The 21,244-nt window shown below is 49.5% G+C and carries 19 protein-coding genes; 6 read left to right on the top strand and 13 right to left on the bottom strand.

All coding sequences use genetic code 11. The annotated features are described in order from the left end of the window. Positions 1-285: 285 nt before the first annotated feature. Positions 286-2,448, top strand: coding sequence for a recombinase family protein (locus NG795_RS04770; protein ID WP_367287519.1), 2,163 nt, complete (start codon positions 286-288; stop codon positions 2,446-2,448). Positions 2,449-2,875: 427 nt separating this feature from the next. Here the strand turns inward: NG795_RS04770 and NG795_RS04775 are convergent, their stop codons facing one another. The 6 genes from NG795_RS04775 to NG795_RS04800 form a co-directional block, all read right to left on the bottom strand. Continuing rightward, positions 2,876-3,829, bottom strand: a complete 954-nt coding sequence (locus tag NG795_RS04775) for an asparaginase (RefSeq protein ID WP_367287520.1) — start codon at positions 3,827-3,829, stop codon at positions 2,876-2,878. A gap of 108 nt (positions 3,830-3,937) precedes the next feature. Beyond that, on the bottom strand, positions 3,938-4,438 hold the full coding sequence (locus NG795_RS04780) for a CGLD27 family protein (RefSeq protein WP_367287521.1): 501 nt from the start codon (positions 4,436-4,438) through the stop codon (positions 3,938-3,940). A 9-nt stretch (positions 4,439-4,447) separates the two neighbouring features. Then, a complete protein-coding gene (gene rsfS, locus NG795_RS04785; protein WP_367287522.1) occupies positions 4,448-4,882 on the bottom strand; it encodes a ribosome silencing factor in 435 nt (144 codons plus the stop codon). Positions 4,883-5,030: 148 nt separating this feature from the next. Continuing rightward, positions 5,031-5,645 (bottom strand): bis(5'-nucleosyl)-tetraphosphatase (symmetrical) YqeK, encoded by a 615-nt coding sequence (gene yqeK, locus NG795_RS04790; protein ID WP_367287523.1) that lies wholly within the window; start codon positions 5,643-5,645, stop codon positions 5,031-5,033. A gap of 15 nt (positions 5,646-5,660) precedes the next feature. Continuing rightward, positions 5,661-6,923 carry a WcaI family glycosyltransferase gene (locus NG795_RS04795; RefSeq protein ID WP_367287524.1) on the bottom strand — a complete coding sequence of 421 codons (1,263 nt, stop codon included), beginning with the start codon at positions 6,921-6,923 and terminating at the stop codon, positions 5,661-5,663. Between the two features lie 690 nt (positions 6,924-7,613). Next, positions 7,614-8,288 carry a hypothetical protein gene (locus NG795_RS04800; protein ID WP_367287525.1) on the bottom strand — a complete coding sequence of 225 codons (675 nt, stop codon included), beginning with the start codon at positions 8,286-8,288 and terminating at the stop codon, positions 7,614-7,616. A gap of 350 nt (positions 8,289-8,638) precedes the next feature. On the opposite strand from NG795_RS04800, the gene NG795_RS04805 reads away from it, so the two are divergent. Then, positions 8,639-8,782 (top strand): CAB/ELIP/HLIP family chlorophyll-binding protein, encoded by a 144-nt coding sequence (locus NG795_RS04805; protein WP_015147362.1) that lies wholly within the window; start codon positions 8,639-8,641, stop codon positions 8,780-8,782. 155 nt (positions 8,783-8,937) lie between these two features. Here NG795_RS04805 and NG795_RS04810 read toward each other — a convergent pair whose 3' ends face one another. The 6 genes from NG795_RS04810 to NG795_RS04835 form a co-directional block, all read right to left on the bottom strand. Further along, entirely contained in the window at positions 8,938-10,026 is a 1,089-nt protein-coding gene (locus tag NG795_RS04810) for a pentapeptide repeat-containing protein (protein WP_367287526.1), read from the bottom strand. A 71-nt stretch (positions 10,027-10,097) separates the two neighbouring features. Further along, positions 10,098-11,210 (bottom strand): pentapeptide repeat-containing protein, encoded by a 1,113-nt coding sequence (locus tag NG795_RS04815; RefSeq protein ID WP_367287527.1) that lies wholly within the window; start codon positions 11,208-11,210, stop codon positions 10,098-10,100. Positions 11,211-11,613: 403 nt separating this feature from the next. Further along, positions 11,614-11,805, bottom strand: coding sequence for a hypothetical protein (locus NG795_RS04820; protein WP_367287528.1), 192 nt, complete (start codon positions 11,803-11,805; stop codon positions 11,614-11,616). A gap of 74 nt (positions 11,806-11,879) precedes the next feature. Further along, positions 11,880-12,074 (bottom strand): glutamine synthetase inactivation factor IF7A, encoded by a 195-nt coding sequence (gene gifA, locus NG795_RS04825; protein ID WP_367287529.1) that lies wholly within the window; start codon positions 12,072-12,074, stop codon positions 11,880-11,882. Between the two features lie 289 nt (positions 12,075-12,363). Next, positions 12,364-13,167 (bottom strand): hypothetical protein, encoded by an 804-nt coding sequence (locus tag NG795_RS04830; RefSeq protein ID WP_367287530.1) that lies wholly within the window; start codon positions 13,165-13,167, stop codon positions 12,364-12,366. Positions 13,168-13,598: 431 nt separating this feature from the next. After that, a complete protein-coding gene (locus NG795_RS04835; RefSeq protein WP_367287531.1) occupies positions 13,599-15,188 on the bottom strand; it encodes a glycoside hydrolase family 57 protein in 1,590 nt (529 codons plus the stop codon). Between the two features lie 310 nt (positions 15,189-15,498). On the opposite strand from NG795_RS04835, the gene NG795_RS04840 reads away from it, so the two are divergent. Beyond that, on the top strand, positions 15,499-16,155 hold the full coding sequence (locus tag NG795_RS04840; protein ID WP_367287532.1) for a hypothetical protein: 657 nt from the start codon (positions 15,499-15,501) through the stop codon (positions 16,153-16,155). 745 nt (positions 16,156-16,900) lie between these two features. Here the strand turns inward: NG795_RS04840 and NG795_RS04845 are convergent. After that, the gene (locus tag NG795_RS04845; protein ID WP_367287533.1) at positions 16,901-17,047 is read right to left on the bottom strand and encodes a hypothetical protein; all 147 of its coding nucleotides are present in this window, start codon (positions 17,045-17,047) and stop codon (positions 16,901-16,903) included. Positions 17,048-17,320: 273 nt separating this feature from the next. On the opposite strand from NG795_RS04845, the gene NG795_RS04850 reads away from it, so the two are divergent. The 3 genes from NG795_RS04850 (at position 17,321) to NG795_RS04860 (ending at position 21,207) form a co-directional block, all read left to right on the top strand. Continuing rightward, the gene (locus NG795_RS04850) at positions 17,321-18,331 is read left to right on the top strand and encodes a hypothetical protein (protein ID WP_367287534.1); all 1,011 of its coding nucleotides are present in this window, start codon (positions 17,321-17,323) and stop codon (positions 18,329-18,331) included. A gap of 156 nt (positions 18,332-18,487) precedes the next feature. Beyond that, a complete protein-coding gene (locus tag NG795_RS04855; protein WP_367287535.1) occupies positions 18,488-19,588 on the top strand; it encodes a hypothetical protein in 1,101 nt (366 codons plus the stop codon). 137 nt (positions 19,589-19,725) lie between these two features. Further along, the gene (locus NG795_RS04860) at positions 19,726-21,207 is read left to right on the top strand and encodes a mechanosensitive ion channel domain-containing protein (protein WP_367287536.1); all 1,482 of its coding nucleotides are present in this window, start codon (positions 19,726-19,728) and stop codon (positions 21,205-21,207) included. The last annotated feature ends 37 nt before the right edge of the window (positions 21,208-21,244 follow it).

Here is a 21,244-nt window from a genome sequence, read left to right on the forward strand (position 1 = left end):
GAGTACAATTTGACTAAGACTGACTCGAACTATTCCGGTGAAAACCCTTTTGCTTCATCCAGTTCAGGCTGGTTTTCCCGGAATCCAAGCGGGAGTTTGCATCAGGCGCGATGGTGTTTGTAGACCCGAGAGTTCACCGATTCTTTTGCCGAGAGGCTTGGCGATCGCCCCAGTCTCTGCAACCCTTGAGGTACTATCCCCTTAGACAAGCAATAATGAAACCAGCGACCTCGCGCAAGCAACCGACAGTGGTCGTATGTTAACAAATTTGGTGGAGGATTAGGGGTGGGTAAAGCATCAATTTGGATCGTTGGATCGACCGGCAGTGGCAAGACAGGTCGTTTGGTTCAGGAGTTGTGCAACTGGGTTGACTCAAATGAGGACCCAAATACCCTTCCCCTGAATCGCAACCAAACTGCTGCTGGATCGCTCAGGTTGGGACAAGATGAACCCCCGTTGCTAGTCTTTGCCGCCACCGGAGACGATCGCATTCCCCTAAACGATCGCATCATCCACGCCACCTCCGGACGTTATCCCATCGACTCCTCTACCCCCCTCGCCTTTTTTCAACGAGAAGTGCTGCTATTTTGGCCCCTGCTGATTCAACAACTCAATCTTAGGGCCGAGTTTCCCCTGCGAGTCCGTCCAGAAACTGAGCAGGAATTGGCGACCCGCTTATGGAGAGACGAATTAGACTCGGGACGCTTGCGCCAAGAAGGAGTTAGCGAATATCGCATGGTTCGCAGGACTTTGGACTTATTGCAACTGGCGGCATCTAGTGGCAGACGCCTCGAAGATGTTCCGGTGATTTTACAGGAAGGGATTGACGATCCGAATGGGAATCTAGACCTCTGGAACTGCATGGGGGACGTATTGCTGAAGTGGCGCAGGTGGTGTCTGCAAAGGGGTCTACTTACTTATGGGATTATCACCGAGTTGTATTGGCGGCATCTACTCCCGAATCCTACCTACCAGGATCAGTTAATCCGCCGCTATCCCGCAGTCTTTGCCGATGATGTGGATGAGTATCCCAAAATTGTCCGGGATTTGTTTGAGGTCCTGCTGGATGCGGGAATTCCCGGCGTCTTTACCTACAATCCCAAGGGCTCTGTGCGTCAGGGATTAGGGGCGGATCCGGATTATCTGGAAGGGTTAGCATTCCGTTGTCACCCACAGCAGTTGGATTCGGTGAGTGGATTGGCGGGGAAGTTAGGGAAAATGGCCTTGCAGGTGATGGAAGACCCGACGGTGTATTTAGAGGAAATGGAGGAGAGTGGATTGTCTCTGCCGGTGGCGTCGATTCAAACCACCGCCCGATCGCAACTGTTGCGGGAGACGGGGGAGGCGATCGCTCATGCAGTCCATACCGGCAAGGTTAACCCCTCAGAAATTGCCGTAATTGCTCCCGGTTTAGATGCGATCGCCCGCTATAGTCTCCAGTCCATCCTCACCAGCAAAGGAATTCCCGTCCAATCCCTCAACGAACAACGTCCCCTCGCCACAGTCCCAGTGATTCGCGCCTTACTTACCCTCCTCGCCTTGGTTTATCCTGGTCTGGGACGCCTGGTAGACCGGGATAGCGTCGCTGAAATGCTCGTCGTCCTCAGTCGTCGTCCCGATTGGGAATCCCTGAAAGAGACAGAGGAAGGCACCAATCTCCTCCATCCGGCATCCTTTTTGATTGACCCAGTACGCGCCGGATTATTGGTGGATCATTGCTATTCTCCCGCCACGGAACAGCCGAAATTGTTACCCGTGACAGCATTTCCTCGCTGGGACCGTTTAGGATATCGGGCAACCACGGTTTATCAGGAGATTTTAGACTGGATTGAAGAGAGGCGATCGCAGCTAACCAGTCCCATCGCCTTGCTAAACTCGGCCATTCAAGAGTTTTTAGGCCGTTCCAGCAGTTTACCCCCAGACCAAATTGCCGCCCTTCGCGAGTTAATGGAAACCGCCCAACATTATTGGGAGGTGGATGCACGATTGCGCCGTTGTGGGGAACAGGATGCGCCGGATTATGTAACCGTGGGTCAATTCATCCAACTGCTTCGCAAAGGCACGATTACCGCCAATCCCTTCCCGGTGAGTGCCTTGGGTGCAAAACCTGATTCGGTCACCCTGGCGACAATTTTCCAATATCGGGCGGCGCGACAGTTTCACCGTTGGCACTTTTGGTTAGATATTGGTTCACCCTTATGGTCTCGTGGGGGTGCAGCGAGTCTGTTTGCAGCGCCGTTATTCTTACAAAGTTGGTCCGGTGACCCTTGGACTCAGGAGGAGGAAATTCGCAATGATGAGGACCGATTGCAGCGGATTGTCCTGGATTTATTGGGACGGGTAGGCGATCGGCTGATTCTCTGTCACAGCGATTTAGCCACCAATGGTCAAGAACAAACCGGGCCCTTATTATCAGTCTTAAATGCTTGGGTCCCATTGGAGGAGTAACTTTCCCCGTTCCCCGTTTGTAGTAACGACTTCAGTCGTTTCCGCGTGTCTGGGAAGAAAGAAGAATGAATATTCCCCGTTTGTAGTAACGACTTCAGTCGTTTCCGGGTTTCTGGGGGAAAGAAGAATGAATATTCCCCGTTTGTAGTAACGACTTCAGTCGTTTCCGGGTTTCTGGGGGGAAGAGAACGACTGAAGTCGTTACTACGAACTAAGAAAGAAACGACTGAAGTCGTTACTACGAACTTAAGAAAGAAAGAAAGAAAGAAAGAAAGAAACGACTGAAGTCGTTACTACGAACTAAGATAAGAGAACGACTGAAGTCGTTACTACGAACTAAGAAAGAAATACTTTCTTTTGTTTGTAGTAACGACTTCAGTCGTTTCCGGATTTCCGGAGTCAAAGGATTAATAAAACAATCCCTGACTTAAAGCATGGACAATTCCCCTAAGACATCGAGACGCTTATAGGGATTGAGGGTGATATGGGTTTCTGAGAGGGTCTCCGCGATCGCAGGGTCGATCCATCCCAATTGTTTCAGCAGGTGAATCGCCACGGCGTGTTTTGCCCGTTTGCTGCCATCCATGACTTTGATGGCTAAACCCATGCCTTCCCCTTCTCGTCCGATGCAGAGAACGCCTTCGGCACCGCCTTTACTCACCAGTTCCCCTTCGCTTAAGCGCATCAGTTCGGTATCGAACTCCCCCGGTCCCGAAATCAAGGCCGGATGATGGGTCATGGCCCGCACAATGCGCTCCATATCGACGTTATCCCCCGAGCACAAATGGGCGTACAGGGAGGCCATTTGCCCTAATTCCATCAGATAGGTGGGTGCGCCACAGTCATCCCGGGCACCGATGAACTCTTCGGCTGGCATTCGCAGCAATTCAGCCACTTTGGTAAGAATTAAGCGCTGCACCGGGTGATTTTTCTGGGTATAGGTTTCCAGGGGAAAATTGCGCTGTTTGCAGACGGCTAACATTCCGGCGTGTTTGCCGGAACAGTTATGGCTGAGGGGACTGTCTTTGCCTTCCGGGGTGGGACAGTGGAGGGCAGTGGTATCGACATCACACCGCCAGAGGACGTTAAAGGCTTGTCGCGCTTGTTCGATGGTTCCTTTGTGGGAACTGCAAATAATGGCGAGGTCGCGATCGTTGAGGCCGAAGCGTTCTAGGGTGCCGGTGGTGGTCACTGCTAGGGCTTGAAAGGGTTTGAGGGCGCTGCGGATGAAGGCGGTGGTTTCTGAGTTACCGGCAACGGACAAAACCCGCCCTCGGTTGTCACAAACAACGGCCTGGACGTGATGGACTGATTCAATAATTCCTTCGCGCAGCAAGCGGACTTCTAGGGCTGCTGCTGCGGTACGTTTTCCCATTGTCATGGGTTAAATATTATGCCTTTATATTGGATAGAATGGGTCAATGTTCAGGGTCAGCGGGTCCCAGGTCTTGGGTAAAACTCGGAACGAACTGCCCTGGTACTGCCTTGTTTATACCAAATTCCACACGATCGCACCGAGGAGGACCAAGATGCCGAGGATGGCAAAGGTTCGATGCAGGCGATCGAGGATGGGTTGGATTTGATGGCTGACAACGAGGCGATCGCGGGTTAAAATTTCCGGGGTTTTGGGCCAGGTTTGACCGTCGTACCAGCCGGATTCTTCATAGAAGATGGTGGCATTGAAGAGGCGATCGCGCACATAGCGCCACCCAAAGTAGAGTCTCAAGAGCAATAAGGTCAAAATCAATCCGCCACCCCCGGTACTCCCGAGGATAAACTGACCCAACGCTTTGGCGGGCGGAAAACTTGCTGCTGCCACGGGGGCACAGACTGCCACGGATACTCCCAAAATCCAGGCCATTTTACTCAAATAGCCTTTGATATCACGGGTCGCCCAGCTAAAAAAACAGGACTCCTGAAGCTCTTGATATTCATTGAGCGGTTGCCAATCGGGAGGTACTGGGCAGGCAGACACAGACGAAACCCTCATCGCTATTTCTTATGGTGTGCCATTGAGTTCGGCACTCAGGTCTAGGCGTTCGCCATGTCCCCAAAATGCCTCTAAATTGTAATACTCCCGTTCGGTAGGCATCAAGATATGTACGATCACGTCGCCATAGTCTTGCACCAGCCAACTGCCATGATACTGTCCTTCGACTCTGCGGGGAGCCCGTTGGCACTCTTGTTCAGCTTGATGGGCAATTGAATCAGAAATGGCCCGGACCTGTACGCGGGAATAGCCGGTGACGATAATAAAATAATCGGCGAGATAGGAGACTTCCGACACCCGCAACACGATCAGATCGCCGCCTTTGCGGTCATCTGCGGCCCTGGCGATCGCAACGGCTAAACGGTAGCTTTCGGAGTCGGTTTCCGTTTGAGCGGTTTCTCGGGTTAAGGCGCTAGTCGATTGAATCGAGGAAGAATCGGTCATTCACTCTCCATTAGGTGTAAAAGTTTTAGGCGGGTTTAGTTGTTTATCTGGGAATTTTTACTCAATTTTTTGCTCAAAAAGCCGATTCTCTCGGGACTGAGAGTCTATATCGGATTTAATGAGATTTTTGAGTTCATGCTAACAAATTTTAGGCGCTAATGCGATCGCTTGCGGATGCTCTTTCGGTCCGATGCTGTTCTTTGCTCTGTTGCATGGCCCAATTGCGGGTTAAAATCGTCCGGGGGTGAATCATCCGTTGGTGTTCGACGAGGTGGCGGATGCAGTAGTCCCCCGTCTGCCACACCGCTGCCACGAGATTTTCAAAGCAAATTTGCCGCAACTGTTCAAGTTCTGGGTTAGTCCCTCGTCCTGGTTCTAAGGTATCCGCCACATAAACCACACAACTGAGTTGGCTCATTTGTGGACTGCCTAGGGTATGATTGCGAATTGCCTCTAAAATTTCTTCGTCTTTTACCCCAAACTCATCTCTGGCAACGATCGCGCTCACATCCGCGTGTAACAGATGGGGTTCCCCGGCTAATATTTCATCCAGTTCTAAGCCCTCAGTTTGAGCCATTTGCAACAATCGCTGAGGTTTGAAATATTTGGCTAAATCATGCATTAAACCCGCTTGTTTGGCTTTTTCCACATCGAGTTGATGATGTTCCGCGAGTTCCCCACAGAAGGTTTCTACGCGCAGAATATGTTGCAGTCGCGGGGGGGTGACGTGATGTTCTAACCAAGTTAAGATGCGATCGCGCATTATGCTTTAAATCTCCTACTTAGGCGCGGATCGTTTATGCTTTCCTTTGCGGCTGGCGATCGCCTCTTCAAACAAGGCTTCATATTTATTTAAAGTCTCCTCAAAGGCATAATGGGCGATCGCATACTCTCGACCTTGCCGACCCAAAGCCTCGGTTTTTTCCGGTTTTTTATACAGATCTAAAATCGCATTCGCCAGGGCTTCCGGGTCTTCCGGAGGGACCACAATTCCCCCTTCACTATTTTTAATCGCTTGCGCTGCGGTCCCTGTGGCTGGCACTGAAGCCACGATCGCCCGCCCACTGGACAATAATACTGGAATTTTTGAGGGCATATTAAACCCAATGACATTATGCTTTTGCAGCACTAGCCCCACATCGATCCCCCCTAACATCTCCGGTAGGGTTTCTCTCGATTGAAACGGCAACAAGGTGACATTATCCGCCCCAAACATTTCACAATATTCTTTCACCCGGCCTAGGGCTTTCTGTTCTCCCACCACCACAAAGGCAATGTCCGGAATATGGGTCAGTTTCCCCGCTGCTTTGATTGCCGTAGGCAAATCCTGGGTTAGGGCAATATTTCCCGAGTACAGCACCACAAATTTCCCATTCAAGTGATGCTGATTCCGAAACTTATTCTCCTCTTTCGGTAAGGGCTTAATGAAATTTGTATCAACCCAATTGGGAATTAAGGCAATTTTCTGAGCTGGCACGGATTTCCCTAACAAATTCTCCACAAATCCCTCAGCAATTACGCTGATTTTATCCGCGCTGTGACAGGCAAATTTTTCTAATTCCGTAAAGGCTCGAATCACCTTTTGATTTTTCAACAACCCAACATGAACTGCCGCTTCATGTTGAATATCCTGAATATTTAAAACCACCGGACAGCCCGTAATTCGCCCTAACAAGGTCGCCGGAATGCAGACCGGCAAAGGGGGAACCGTTGCCAAAATTACATCAGGACGCCACCCCCTTAACGCCTGGGGAAAACTATTCAAGACAAAACTGCCATCAAGTAACACCCGGTCTACTAAGGACGGTTCCGGGCGAATATACACCAAACTGCGTTGAATTTTTACGCCGTTTCTGTCTTCATTAAAATACCATTTCCCCTGATATTCGGGGTAAATGCGGCGTTCTGGATAATTAGGCATCGCCGTGACGACTCGGACTTCATGGCCTCGATTCACCAGTCCTTCTGCCAACTCGGTCATTAAAGGAGCGATACCGATCGGTTCAGGATGATAGTTGTAGGAATAAATCAGAATCCGCATAAAATGAGTGGTAGTCAAGGGAGTGCTGTTTTAATCGTTGGGGAAAATGCCCATCACTCTGAATTTCTGCCGTCTTCAAGATTGCCCTGTGTTAAGACATTTTACCCAGACCCGGGGGCAAGGAAACAGGATAGACAAGAAATACACTTGATCCAGGAGCAACCTGTAAGGGTCATTGTACTCACAATTCTAATTTCAGTCTCCTCAAGGATCCCTGAATGGAGGCCATCCCAGGGGTTCGGTCAAATTGCAGCTCAAACAGGACTTGTTTTTGCAGCGATGATATCCCCGAAAGAAAGATTTGAGATCCATTGAATTGTTTTCCCGCTTACCGGATTGCTCCTGTGGGTGCCCTCTTTTCTATCGCCTCTTTGGTAGTTGCACGCCTCAGTGATTCGGCCCCAGGGCCGAACTCGTTTTGGTTACCCTACAGGTTATTTTATTCTATTATAGTCAAAAAATTACCGAAGCCACACCCACCCAATCATCATAGCCCCACCCGGCTCTATCCTGAAGATGATTGCCCTTGAGGATTTTAAATTTTGTTTAAATTTTGTTTAAATTTCCGTTGACTGCCTCTTGCTTGGGCCTTTTTTTAGCTTCGCAAAATCACCTGGGGGGGTTTTGGCCCTCTATCCTCCCTCCCGAGCCAAAACCCTGAATCCTGATTTAACCTCCCACTCAATCGGTCTAACTTCTCTTGACTTGTAACTTGCCAATTTTAAAGTTAACCACGGTAGAAAATACCGAGACACTGAAGTAAAACAAGCGAATTACCCAACCTCTACCGGCGTATAAATAACCCACTAATTCTGGACTTAATCGAGTAATTCGAGCAAATCTAGCTTTGCTTTTTCTTTCTAATTCTTCTAATTCTACCATTTCTTTTTCTCGGACTGGCAACGAGGGTGATTTAGCGGTATATATATAATATCCAATAAATCCCTCTTGTTGAGGTGTAGATTTTCTCAGAAAAGAATTAGTAATTAACTCGGCTTGATTATAAGAAATATTTTCTTGAGCAGAAAACAGTTGCACCCAGTTATAATATCTAAAAATGGTGCCGGTACTAAAAATTAAGGGAACTAATACCACTAAGGTTAAAGCACTGACTCGGGACGCAAAGTAACGGGGTAACAGAATGGTAGCTACGCCAAATCCCATACCCACAATCCCAAATACAATGATATTTAGAAGTTCCATGATTTCTAGGCTTAAAAGTGCGTCGCCTATGAGGGGGATTTGATAGACGAGGGCATCCCCAAGCAGAATGGAGATAAATTTGATTACTAATGCGATCGCTACGACTGCACAAGTCACTACAAGATACAGCAAGGTGCGGCCCACAAGTTTTAGGTAAAGCATTAGCTCTCCGTAAAAGTCAGAAATACAGGCTGATAATAACATTTTGCACGTTTCCGATTGTTCGGGGCCTCTTTACGGAATGGCCCTCTCTCGGTTTACCCCTCAATTCCCTCCCCCCTCGACAGCACCCTAGGACCACCTTGAAGCCAGAGTGGAGCCTCCCCCTTCGTGGGAAAGATATTTCGTTATAGCAAGTTTACGGTAGAGTGGTCAGCAAATTTCATATCCTTAATTGCCAACGGTTAATTTGTCGCATCCTTGTCAGGATTTTGTAACGAAATGTTGCAGTTCCCCTCACTATGCGTTAAGTTATATTACAGAGACTTGACTAACTAGGAGTTTTCTGAATCATGGATGATACAAAAGCAAAATTCGGATTTACAGAGTTCGCGGAAACCTGGAATGGTCGTCTGGCAATGCTAGGTTTTGTGATTGGTGTGGCAACTGAATTGCTGACGGGACATGGCATTCTGTCTCAGATCGGACTCATGTAACTCTTAAGAATATTTTTCTTTCCTTCCAAGAGAATCAAGCGAACAACCTAATGCCTGAAAGTACCAAGACTACTTTCAGGCAATTTTTGGGTCTAGGGAACAAGGACCCCTGAATCAAATCCGCCTTCTTGGCGTGCGATCGCCCGGGGTGGGACTTAATTACCGTCCGGATGATCCATCCCGGGGTCCTCGGATTCAAAAATTGCCCCTCGCTTAATCAAATCCTCTTTCAGGGATTCAGAAACACCCACCGTCTGAGCAAATCGCGCCCGATCGCAGATGACTCCAGTCCACTCCACTCGACTGACATCGGCACCGGTGAAGTCAGCATCGGTTAAATTCGCCCGACTCAAATCCGCATTTTTAAGCACCGCATCCACCAAGCAGATCCCCGAGAGATTTGCCCCCCGCAGATAAGCGGCACTAAAATTAGTCCGACGGGCGATCGCATTCGTCAGATTAGCCCGATTTAAGTTCGTGCGTAAATCCGCATCACTCAGATTAGCCCCACAGAGGTTAGTCCGGTTGAGATTGGCATTGGTTAACTGGGCGTGAGATAAATTCGCCCCAGCCAAATTTGCACTGGATAGATCCGCCAGTTCCAGATAGGCATTGCTAAAATCGGAATTTGCCAACTCGGCATGACTCAAGTCAGCATAATGGAAATCGAGATTGCTTAGATTACCCCCAACAAAATCCTCTAGGGGATTGAGTCCAAGACTCTGGGCGATCGCGATAAAATCATCGCTTTTGGTTTCAAAAAACAAATCGCGGGCGATCGCCAGTAACCGATCCAGGCAATCGCGCACCCGATCGCCATCGCCAAGATGCCGATAAGACACTTTTAACTGATAGAGGAGGTGACCCTCCAAGGTTTTATCCCCCATTTCAATCGCGATCGCCATCCGACGTTGTTGATAGGCGATCGCCAATTCATACTCTCCCAGAGTCGAATAAGCCGTTCCTAAATTTAACAGGGCATTCCCCTGTCCTTGGAGGTCCTCAAGATCTTCGGCGATCGCCAGATGTTGCTCGTAACAGGCGACTGCCGCTTTTAAATCTCCCAGGGCCTGATAAGCCGCCCCCATATTTCCCAGGGCCGCCCCTTCCCGACCTCCTTCAGCGGTTTCTCGATAAAGGGTCGCCGCCTGACGCCAAGACTCCAGGGCCGCCTCAAACTCCCCCTGTTGATATTGGGCAATTCCTTCTTTGAGCAGTAAATCTCCTTCACTGGTCATCTTCATCACTTAAGCATCAGGTTAACGGGGGAGCCATTCACTTTTGAATCAAACCGTTCAACGATGTTCGGGCAGTATCAAGGCTCAAAAATAGCGCCCCTTGCCTTGAGGTCCCGTTCCATTTCCGCAGATAAACCCGAATCCAGCTTGAAACGAGCTTGATCCACATTAGCCCCAGTCAGGTTCGTATTCGTGAGATTGGTCATGACTAACCCCGCCTGATGCAAGTCAGCCCCTGCTAAATTCGCCCCCGACAAGTCCGCATCGCTGAGATTGGCATTACTTAAATTGGCCTCTTGCAGATTGGCATTTTTCAGGGAAGCACCGCTTAAAGAAGCCAGGGCCAAACTGCATCGATGGAGGTCTGCACCGGATAGATTGACATCGCTCAAGAGTGCACCACTGGCATCAGCCCCGGCTAATTTGGCCCCCGCCAAGTTCGCTTCACTCAAATCAATATCACTCAGGTCAGCACCGCGCAATTTTACCCCAGGAAGTTCGGCTCCGCTGAGGTCTAGTCCCTGTAAGTTACAACCCCAGAGTTTGGCTCCGGCAAAATCCCGGGCGGGATCCATCCCGGCGAGTTTTGCCAATTCGATAAAGTTATCTGTGGTGGCGTCTAAAATTGGGGCGATCGCCTCCACAATCGGGGACAAGTCTCGATGAGGGGGAGCCTCTTCCACCGCCGTTGGTGCTTCCGGGGAGCCAGCATAGTGCAGTGCGGTCCGGGTGAGGTGCGGTTGGAACTGACGTTCCACGAGCGATCGCGTCAGCAGTCGCTCTAGGATGCCATGTTGATTGGGATTGATATCGTGGGGCCACAATCCTTCCGACTCTACCATCAGGATATTAGCCGCACTCACCTGGAATGTGGCTTGTACCCGCACCGGGGTTCCGCTAACTTGCAACCGGGCGAGTTTCAGAAGTCCTAGACTGCCTTTGAGGATGGAGCCATCCCCGGTAATCTCTAAAATCCAATGGGAAGGGGTTGGAGTCCCGGTGGTGACTTGACAGGAAATGGCTTGGGATGGCGAAGAAGCGATGTCTGCTAAGTCCGTGAGCAAACCCACGCCCTCCGGGAGGCTCGCATTTTCCAGATTTAGCATCAGTTTGCCACCCGTCAACCCGAACTTAAAACGACCGCCGAGGACCTCTTGCCAGACTTCCTGAAAGTGTAAAGTCAGGTTCACATCGAGGAACGCGGTCTCAGTGGGGGGATCTAGGATAGGGGTGCCGGTCAATTCAATAGACAGGCAATGGAACTGTGGACGATCAGAAGATGGTTGTTGCATAACCCAGGCGCGAACGATCTGCTTCGGAATTTGCCTAAGCTTTTACCGTATCACGAGCTAGGGCATCCCATCTCAATTTGTCAGAAAACGACTCCCGGGCGATCGCCGATCGGGTTTAACCCCAAAAAAATTTAAGGGCCCTGCTTTTGAATTAAAGCAGGCCCTAATGGGAGGTCGAGGCAATTTAATAGTTAAATTCAACGGGCTAATATTAGCGAGAATCAGAGGCTCTCAGAAGTTTTGTCGCGATCGTCGGCACAGAATCGGATTAACCTTCGCGATTCAGACCGACTGTTTCGGATTAGCTCATTGATGCGCCATTGCTGTTATAAGGCTGACAGCCATTAGACGGGCACTGGTTCGCATTGCTATTCCAGCAATCGTTTTCGTCTAAACCAATTTCTTCCGCACTCCGGGTCAACATCGATTGCTGGCGATTTTTGGCGAGATGTTGATGACGAGTCATTCTGACGCGAGCTAGATCTTCAGACATTGGATTATTCTCCTTTTTTTTATCGGTGAAATTTTACAAAAAAAATGATTGCTACCAGGGACAATTCGATGGACTTAGCTCATCGTAGATTTAGAGCGGTCATAAGACTGACGGAAGTCAGACGGGGGTTTGCCTTGAATGGTACTGGTATAGTCGTCGGGCTCCAATCCGATTTCAGCGGCGCTCCGGAATAACATGGATTGCTGACGGTTTTTGACGAGTTGATGGTGACGCATCATTAACGAGCGAGCTTGATCTTGTGCAGACATTTGAGTAGCCTCCTGGTTTTTTTCGGGAAAGTTTTTTCTCTTGTTTTCACTATAAGGGGAAATTCTGTAAAAAATGCTACAAAACCGCTGAAATTTACAAAAATTTACACAAATCTTTGGGATCACTGGAAAGTCTTGTTATCAGGGGGATTCCAGGGGGGATACGGTAACGCAGTAGGGGAGCCGGTTAACTTGGAGGGTGATCCTTAGAAGATTTTGGGAAATAGGAGAGTGGGCCAGAAACTAGGTTTCTGGTCCTAGGCATTTCATCCCTGTACCGAGGCTGGCCCTAGGGGGAGAGTTGGCTGACTCGTTCTTGAGCGTAGAGGAGATTGGTCTGGTATTCGATCGCCTTTTGCTGGGCGGTGGAATAGTCTCGACTCTCTTCTGGGACCGATTCCATCAGACCGATCGCCTGTTGCCATTCCTGAGCCACCTTAATCCAGTCTTCCTGAGTTTCAGCCCATTGGGTCAAACTGGCAGCACTCATCGCCTGATTCACGGCATAGCGGAAGATTTCTTGGGGTTGGGGAGGGGGAGAAGGGACTTGGGCTGGAGGTGGAGGGGGCGGTAAGGGGGAATTGGTGACCGGCATTGGGAAGAGTGGAGGCGGTGGCGGGGGTGCGTAAGCGATTTGGGTGATTTGGGTACGAGCGTAGGACCAATTGGTTTGGTACTCGACTGCTTTTTGTTCAGCAATTGGGCGATCGCGACTGTGGTCAGGGACCGCTTCCATCAGGGCGATCGCCTTGGACCACCAAGACTCTACCGTTTGCCATTGCGCCTGAGTCCGTGCAGATTGAGTTAGGGTCGCTGCGGTCATCGCTGCATTGACCCCTTGGCGAAAGGCATCTTCGGCTGGAATGACTCCTACTTCATCCCCTGGGGAGGGTGGAGAAAGCATCACCCAGGGAGCAAAATGGGGAGTGAACCCCCCGAATAGATGAAAAGCGGTGAGGGTGACTGTAGCGATCGCCAGGGTCGTTAGGGGGATAGAAAATTTGGAGGGTTCAGGTGCGCTCTCCCGACATTTTTGAGCAGACAGGGCAGAAGACTGACAAAGCCAAACAGGGAGTTCCTTTTTTTCACTCAATTGGGTTGAGAATCTGTTAGAAACTTGAGGAACTGAAGGGGGGTTAACCTGATCTGTTGCCACCTTTGTTGGCCTAAAGGATGGGGAACGAACAGGTTCAGCGGGTTGAAACAGTACATCTTGCCAATCACAATTAGGACAATTAAATTGCTGGGCGCGAGGCTTCAATGGGACCGAAGTACCACAGCGCGGACAGGGAAAATGGTTAAACAGGGAATTGGAATCAGGCATTGATTCGAGGCGATCGCAGCAGGCAACTCGATCTTTTGTAGCACAATTTTTTGCCATTGGCAGAGTAAACCCACATCAACCCGTCCAAAAAAACCGGGTTTCTTAGGAGGAAATAGAGCATTTAATCTACCCTTAATACCCAGAAACCCGGTTTCTATCCGAGAGAAAATCAATTTACAATGCATTGAACTCAAGACAGATTACAAGGGACGATAAACCCGATAATTAATCTCCGGAAAAATATTATCAATCGCCTCAACCTTGGATAACCAACCGGAATCAATTTTGCCGATATTGATATCCTCATAAAGTTTGTGGAGACGCATCAAATGCGATCGCGTCCGCCGGACCGCATAAGGGACCATCGTCCCCGTCCGCATGATAAACGCCCAATCCGAAGACTGTGCCAGGAGCAATTCTCGGGCCGCTTGGTTGAGGGCGCGCCACTCCAGTTCATCTGCCGGGTCCCGATGGCTCAACTCAATCATGCGTTCTGCCGCCTTATGTAAGTGGGGGTAAACCCAGGTATTCGTTTCATTCAGCCAATACTCGTGGAACCCTTTATATCCCCAGCTAGACTGAGACGGACGACAAACCTGCTGAGTGGGATTGTTGCGTAAGTAATCCGCCAGGTGGGTCATCTGGTAAGTACCTTGGTCATACCAAGACTTGCGGAAGAGGTAATCAATGAACCAAGGGCCTTCATACCACCAGTGTCCGAACAGTTCCGCATCATAGGGGGAGACAATAATCGGGGGGCGTTGCATAATGCCGTGGAGGTGTTCCACTTGACGCGCTCGGTTAAACATGAAATTGCCCGCATTTTCGGCGGCCTTTTCCCGCGCCCAATAGGGGTCATAAAGTGCCTTATCTCCTAAACCGAGACCGCGACCTGTTATTTTGTGATATTTAATCCCGACATTCTTGCGTTGACCGTTGGGCATGATATACGGCTTGATATAATCGTATTCAGCTTCCCAACCTAAATCCTTGTAAAATTCGCGATATTCGGGGTCACCGGGATAGCCGACCTCCGAAGACCAAACCTGTTGAGAGGATTCGTGATCGCGACCGAAGACCGCCACCCCAGACTCGGTAAAAATGGGGGCATAAGTGCCGAATCGGGGACGGGGACGAGCATAGAGAATGCCATGACCGTCCGTGAGGAAATAGCGCAGACCGGCATCGGCCAACATTCGCTCCAAGCCTTCATAGTAGGCACATTCCGGGAGCCATATCCCTTTGGGGGGACGACCGAAATTTTGTTCATAATGTTCGCAGGCGACCTGGATTTGTGCCCAGACTGCTTGCGGATACATTTTCATCAAAGGCAGGTAGCCGTGAGTGGCCCCACAGGTGATGATTTCCAGATTGTTGGAGTCTTGGAATTGTTTAAAGGCAGAGACCAAATCGCGATCGTAGCGTTCCCAGATTTGGCGTGTGTCGTTAAACTCATTGGCATAATGTTCGGCTAGATAGCGAATGTGACCATTATGCTTGTTATGCTCGATTTCTAGTTCAGCAAGTTCTTCGAGTTTAGCGAGGTGTTCCTCGTAACGGTCTTGGAGGAGGGGGTCCCGGAGCATTGACACCAAAGGGGGCGTCATACTCATGGTAATTTTGAAATCGATTCCATCCCGCTTTAGACCTTCAAATACTCGGAGTAAGGGGATGTAGGTTTCTGTAATGGCTTCATAGAGCCATTCTTCTTCTAAAACATAATCACTTTCGGGATGGCGGACGAAAGGAAGATGGGCGTGGAGGACGAGAGCAACGTAACCAATAGCCATAGTGTATTGTTTCTAGTGTAAGAGATAAAACTGACGGCAGCTTCAGGCAAGTTTTCTGTATGTGTAAGATTTTAGAATGAAAGAGGAAGCTATCAACCAATTGATTGAGGCAGATGAGAGAAAATTGTGATCTAAGTCTGGGTCAGATCAACCCAGTTAGGTCCACCCAGGGGAAGATTGTTCCTCATCGGAGGCACCATTACCCCTTTGGCTCTCGTCTCTTACATCAAGAATGACGGAAGCGCTGGGGTTCCCTGGTAGAATTCAATCCCATTAAATTTCCCCGGAAGGGACAAGGAAGTTGGACATAATGATCGAAAAAATAGCGTTGGGACTGGTAGGTTTGGCTGTCGGTGTGGTGCCTACGATGGTGTTGCTGATAACTCCAGTCCGGGCTGAATTGGTGGTAGAGGAGCCTGTGAGCCCAGAGAGTGTGATTTTGGCACAGGCAGGGACATGGGCTGATGTCACCTTGAGATTGGAGGACCTGCCACGGGGCTTTACGGCAATGCCACCGGCGGAGTTAGCGAAGCTCAAAGAGGAACTGAGTCAAGATCAGATTGCTGTTGAGAATGTGTTTGCCTTTGTTGCTCAGGAAGAGTTTCAACTGATTATGGGGATAACCACGAGACTGGAAACAGCTCAACAACAGGCGCAATTTGACGAATTACTCCGGGATCCCGAAAAGTTGAAGGCGTTGTTAGCAGAAAACCTTCAAGACACGAACGTGCCTCCCCAGCCGTTAAATAATGTCAGCAATATTGGCGATGAGGCAGCGGGGGTGAGCTTGCCGGTGGATTTGGATAATTTGTTAGCGCGATTGGAAATCTTGGTGTTGCGGAAAAACCAGATGGGCGCATTTGTGTTCGTGTTATATCGCGAGGGTCAAAGACCTTTATATCCGATCGCTGAAGTAGGACGCAAACTTGATCAACGGGTTCGAGAAGTCCGAACTGGGAGTAATTAGTGGCGATCGCTTTGGGCAATTGTGAGTTTGAATACAGACAGGATGACTGGAAGTAAGCTAAGGCGATTTCCCATTAAATGACGGAGTGACCTCCTGGGGCGATCGCCGGGGAAATCAGGGATGAATCAGTTGGGTGTTCCAGTTGGTTGATAGGTCACGGTTTCAGATTGCCTAAAGCATCGAAACCGGAGGGTGAAGAACACCGGGTTTTGTCACCAAACTGCTAGGAATTAGCAACAAATTCCATCAGTGAAACCCGGTTTCTTGTCCAGGCTCTCGAAATCCTCGGCCGATCTCCTAGAATGAGTTACCCCTAACCCAAACTTTGGCCCAGACACAATCCACCCCAGGGCGATGGGCTGAAAATTGCCGTCATTCCCCCAGCAATGGTAGATTTTAAAACAACTTTAGCCATCACATCCCGAATGATGACCGTAATAGAGTGCAACCGGAATCTAATATTGAAAAAATTGTCGAACGGATCTTCCTCACACACCGCATCACGCGGGCCGATCAAAAAATCTTTATGATGACACTGTTATCTAAGGATTCCCTGACCCCGAAAGAGCAAATGTTGATCGACCGAGTATTTGAGGCCCTCCGTCAGGGATTGTTAAGGGTTGTCGATTAGACCCCGGGCAAAATCTTGAGTAGCCCACCGAGCCCTTTTCCAGTGGCTATCCGAACATCAAGGAACCCTGACAAGACCGGGGGCGGTTAGGGAATTATCCCAGGAGTCTCGGAGTTAAGTCAAGCTCAAGGGAGCGGATTGTGGAGTTCCCCCGGTGGCGATCGCCCGTTTGGGGTTTATTATATCCAGACCCCAGCACTGGCGGATATCCAACTCGGCTTGGAGAGTGTTGAGCACAAGGCGATCGCCAGGGTGACCCACCCCCGCCCCGATCTCCGGGCCTTTCCGCACCAGCCTAACCGAGGGCCTCAGTACAGCAGAGGGATGAAAAACCGGGTTTCTTGAGAAAATTCCTACTCAGCCGCCCCAAATTAGGGCCAGAAATCCGGTTACTTGCCCGTTTTATGCGATCGCTGAACTGATGTACTAGAGAAAGTCAAAGTTTGAGGTAAAATCCGATCTACCGACTAAGCTAAAGTTTCCCGTGGGTATTCTCGACAGTAAGATGATTTCAGAATCTACCTACCTCCTCCCATGCCCTTATTTAATGCACCGAAAGACCAAAAAGAACTCGCCAGAAAGGGCCAACCCGAGGCGATCGCTGCTGTAGTCAATCACGCGATTCAATCTCAAGGGATAACTGCAAAAGCCGTTCTCAAAGACGGTTCTTTGCTCCTGTTGCTGGAATCGGCAACAGTCCCGGATCCCACGGCCCTGGTTCCTTTCATTAAGAATGGTCTAACCGAGTTGGGGATTGAGTCAGTTCCTACCTTGAAGATTTACGGACGCAAAATCGGCGATCGCCTTCCGGCGTGGCAAGAAGAAATAGACATCGAACCCCCAGAAGAAGCATTCCCCGAAGATGAGGATATGTTCGCCACCGATGAGGATATGTTCGCCACCGATGAGGATATGCTCGCCGAAGATGAGGATATGCTCGCTGATGATGAGGACCTCCTCCCAGACGACGAAGAAAATCTAATGCCCAACGATGATTTAGAGGGGTCGGATGAATACGAGGAAGGGGAATACCTCGACGACGAGGACGAAAACGAGGAAGAAATCGCCTCGGTCAAACCCCAGGGCAAAAAATGGTATCAGAATAAAGTCCTGCTGATCGTTCCTCTGGTTGTTTTAATCGCCGCTCTAGGCGGAGGTGCTTTCTACTGGTTCCTGATGAGAGCTCAACAGACCCCAACTCCAGCCGCTGACTCTGCGGACCCGGCAGCAGAAGCTCCGGCCCCAGCCCCGGACCAGGCAGCCCCCGCACCGGCACCAGCCCCGGCCCCGGCCCCCGCACCGGCACCCGCGGCCAATTCCTTTGCGGAAGCGGTGAGACGAGCAAGCCAAGCGGCAGAGCAATCCCAAACAGCTCAAACCCAGGCGGAATGGAATCAGATCGCAGTTTTGTGGCAGGAAGCCAGCGATTTGATGGGCCAAGTCCCCGCAAACAGCCCCAATTACTCAGCGGCTCAACCCCGAGTGGGGCAGTATCAGCAAAATGCTGATTTGGCTCGACAACGGGCTGCCAATGCGTTTGAGTAAAGGGAAGTGGGTTTTAGATCAAGGAAGGAATTGGGGTGATTGAACAGAGCAAACACCCCATACAACCCGAGGCGTTGAGAGGTCGTTACACCCGATCCTTGATCCTGATGCTGATCGGTATTCGCGCTTTTTCCTAATCATCCCCCAGTGCCAGCTATGACACAGACTGAGCTTTTGGAACTTGCTAAACAGGGCCGCCCCACAGCGATCGCCGCCCTGATCAATCGGTCCCTAGAACCCAAAGGGATCACGGCGAAAGCTGCCCTCAAGGGTCGGTGCTTGCAGATTACCCTGGCAGCCCCCAAGGTTCCCAATCAAAAAGTTTTAGCTGGGTTTATTTATCAAGGGGTGATGAAATTGGCACCCGAGGCGATCGCCTCCCTGAAAGTTTTAGGTCTTCAGACCGGACAGACGGCCCCCGCCTGGTCCCAGGAGTTTAAGCTCTCTCCCCAGGCTGAATTTTCTGATGATCTCTCGGCGATGGTGCCTTTAGAGGCTCCGATTTCGCGGACGGGAAGCTCCCGCAAGTCCCCAACCGCCACCCCACCCCCCTCGGTCAATGGGGGAAAAACCCCGGGCAGAACCCGCGAATCCCGGAAGGGCGATCGCCTCCAAAAATTCCCCCAATCCGTCGATAATTCGGCCTCAGTTCCTGACGGTTCAGAACAACTGGCTGAAAGTGAAGGGCGATCGCCTCTCACCGCCCTTGACTATGAGGACTTACTTCGAGACATCGGTCGGTTTCCCCAAAAAGGAAAATTCAGCGTGGATTACTACTACGCCATTCCTAAAATTGCGGATGCCCTCGCCGAATTGATGCCCTCAAACCGTCAAATTCTTGACGTTGTTGGGGTGCGATTTCAAGGCCAATTAGCCTGTCTGGTCCTGACTGAGCGGGGTTTAGCTTGTTTTTCCTGTCCAGATTTTTCTCGACAAGCCCTTAAAACTTTTGGGGTGAATTTTAATAAAATTAGTCACCTCAGCGCCGGAAAACGGGGGCTGAGTATTTATCAACCGAAAGGTCTCAAAAACCATTTTTATTTCTATAATAAAAGACTAGGAAAAATTTTTATAGAGGGGAAACTTTCCGAGTTTATTTCCGTAGAAAAAACTCGATTTATTCCCGATGATCGCCATGAAATTACTCTAACGCTGTTTGGGTATTTTGCCTTGTTTTTATCTCTGGTGGTCAACCTTGCCGGATTGGGAGCGGGGGTCTGGTTTTTAATTCAAAGAATGATGGGAAATCCCTTTTAATCTCCTCCAGTTCCTTCTATTCATTCCTGAATTTCTGGTATTTTCACCCCCTCCAGTTAACAATTAACACAGGAGAGATTTTCTCCAACAAGTGAGCTTAAATCAAACATGAAATTTCGGCTAGGCGGTTTAGCTCAATGGTAAATTGGATCATCAAGCAGACACAACATCTCTTAACCGTCTTCGGTGAGATTTTTACCAAAGATTTGTTTAAGGTAGGAGGGAATGAGTTTTCCCTGAATCGTCTTGCTCAACTGCTATTACTCAGTGCGATCGCCTATTTTATCTCCCGCAGCTTGAACGAATGGATTAAGCGCCGGTTATTAGGGCGCTTAAAATTTCACATCGGGACCCGAGAAGCGATCGCCTCCGTCCTAGGGTATCTTCTGAGCGCCCTCTCCTTTCTCATCGTCCTCGAAAGCGCAGGAATTGACCTAAGTTCCCTCACCGTCGTTGCCGGGGTTTTAGGAATTGGGATCGGGTTTGGGTTGCAAAATCTCGCCAGTAACTTTATCAGCGGTATTACCTTATTATTTGAACAACCCATTAAAGTCGGCGACTATATCCAAGTCGATGATCTATTTGGAACCGTCGAAAAAATCTCCATTCGTTCTACCATTGTTCGGAGTCGCGATGGAGTATTTGTGATTGTTCCTAATATCCGATTTGTCGAAACTAATATTATTAACTGGAGTTATCAAGACCCGAAATGTCGCCTGCATATTCCCATTGGCATCGCCTACGGGACTGATCCAGCTTCAGTCACCGAAGCACTCCTCACCGCAGCGCGTAAAGAACCGCAAGTGTTATCTGACCCACCGCCTAAAGTCTGGTTTCAAGCTTTTGGAGACAGTGCCTTAGACTTTAAACTGTTAGTCTGGATTGATGAACCGGAAAATAGTGAACCGATTAAAAGTGCTTTGAATTTTCGGATTGAATGTGAATTGCGTCAGCGAGGCATTGAAATTCCGTTTCCTCAACGAGATTTACATATCCGCAATCTGGACTCCTTCAAGACTCTGTTTAAACATGAGATTCCCACAGTCCCCAGTCAGGAGACGCTTCCCCCTTCAGAAACCCCTCCCCCCAAGCTCGAACCAGCCATTCCCAAATCCCCGAATAACTGGACCTTGCGGGATTTGTTGCGCCGAATGCCCTATTTTGAGACCTGTAGTGATATGGAATTGCTGCATTTAATTGAGTATGGATATCGGCAATTGTTTCCAGGCGATCGCTTAATTTGTCGGGAAAATGACCCGGGGGATTCTTTTTATATTATTCTGTCGGGTTCCGTCGAAGTGTTTTCCCAACGCCTGCAAAAATATATTGCTAGTCTGCACGCGGGTGAGTTTTTTGGAGAAATTTCTTTACTGATGGGAATTCCCCGTTCGGCCAGTGTCAGAACCTTGGAAGATACGATTTTATTTGTAATTGATCGCAATGATTTACAACGGTTGTTAGTCACCCATCGGAATTTAGCCGATCGCATTGCCGAAAAATTATCCGAAAGACAACAATCCCTCAAAAGTTTAGGATTGCTGGTGGATGAAGAAATTGAAGGGGAAGAAAAACCCTTGATTTGGATTCGCAAGCGGTTAAATACTCTATTTGGAATTTAACCCGTCCAATAATTCCGAGCCAGTTTTATCAACATGA

The sequence above is a fragment of the Laspinema palackyanum D2c genome (assembly GCF_025370875.1).
Classification (GTDB): Bacteria; Cyanobacteriota; Cyanobacteriia; order Cyanobacteriales; family Laspinemataceae; genus Laspinema; species Laspinema palackyanum.

Excerpts from the sequence above, each read along its gene's own strand:
- NG795_RS04775 (WP_367287520.1), bottom strand. The coding sequence starts at position 3,829 with ATGACAATGGGAAAACGTACCGCAGCAGCAGCCCTAGAAGTCCGCTTG.
- NG795_RS04780 (WP_367287521.1), bottom strand. The coding sequence starts at position 4,438 with ATGAGGGTTTCGTCTGTGTCTGCCTGCCCAGTACCTCCCGATTGGCAA.
- rsfS (WP_367287522.1), bottom strand. The coding sequence starts at position 4,882 with ATGACCGATTCTTCCTCGATTCAATCGACTAGCGCCTTAACCCGAGAA.
- yqeK (WP_367287523.1), bottom strand. The coding sequence starts at position 5,645 with ATGCGCGATCGCATCTTAACTTGGTTAGAACATCACGTCACCCCCCCG.
- NG795_RS04795 (WP_367287524.1), bottom strand. The coding sequence starts at position 6,923 with ATGCGGATTCTGATTTATTCCTACAACTATCATCCTGAACCGATCGGT.
- NG795_RS04800 (WP_367287525.1), bottom strand. The coding sequence starts at position 8,288 with ATGCTTTACCTAAAACTTGTGGGCCGCACCTTGCTGTATCTTGTAGTG.
- NG795_RS04805 (WP_015147362.1), top strand. The coding sequence starts at position 8,639 with ATGGATGATACAAAAGCAAAATTCGGATTTACAGAGTTCGCGGAAACC.
- NG795_RS04810 (WP_367287526.1), bottom strand. The coding sequence starts at position 10,026 with ATGAAGATGACCAGTGAAGGAGATTTACTGCTCAAAGAAGGAATTGCC.
- NG795_RS04820 (WP_367287528.1), bottom strand. The coding sequence starts at position 11,805 with ATGTCTGAAGATCTAGCTCGCGTCAGAATGACTCGTCATCAACATCTC.
- gifA (WP_367287529.1), bottom strand. The coding sequence starts at position 12,074 with ATGTCTGCACAAGATCAAGCTCGCTCGTTAATGATGCGTCACCATCAA.
- NG795_RS04835 (WP_367287531.1), bottom strand. The coding sequence starts at position 15,188 with ATGGCTATTGGTTACGTTGCTCTCGTCCTCCACGCCCATCTTCCTTTC.
- NG795_RS04840 (WP_367287532.1), top strand. The coding sequence starts at position 15,499 with ATGATCGAAAAAATAGCGTTGGGACTGGTAGGTTTGGCTGTCGGTGTG.
- NG795_RS04850 (WP_367287534.1), top strand. The coding sequence starts at position 17,321 with ATGCCCTTATTTAATGCACCGAAAGACCAAAAAGAACTCGCCAGAAAG.
- NG795_RS04855 (WP_367287535.1), top strand. The coding sequence starts at position 18,488 with ATGACACAGACTGAGCTTTTGGAACTTGCTAAACAGGGCCGCCCCACA.
- NG795_RS04860 (WP_367287536.1), top strand. The coding sequence starts at position 19,726 with ATGGTAAATTGGATCATCAAGCAGACACAACATCTCTTAACCGTCTTC.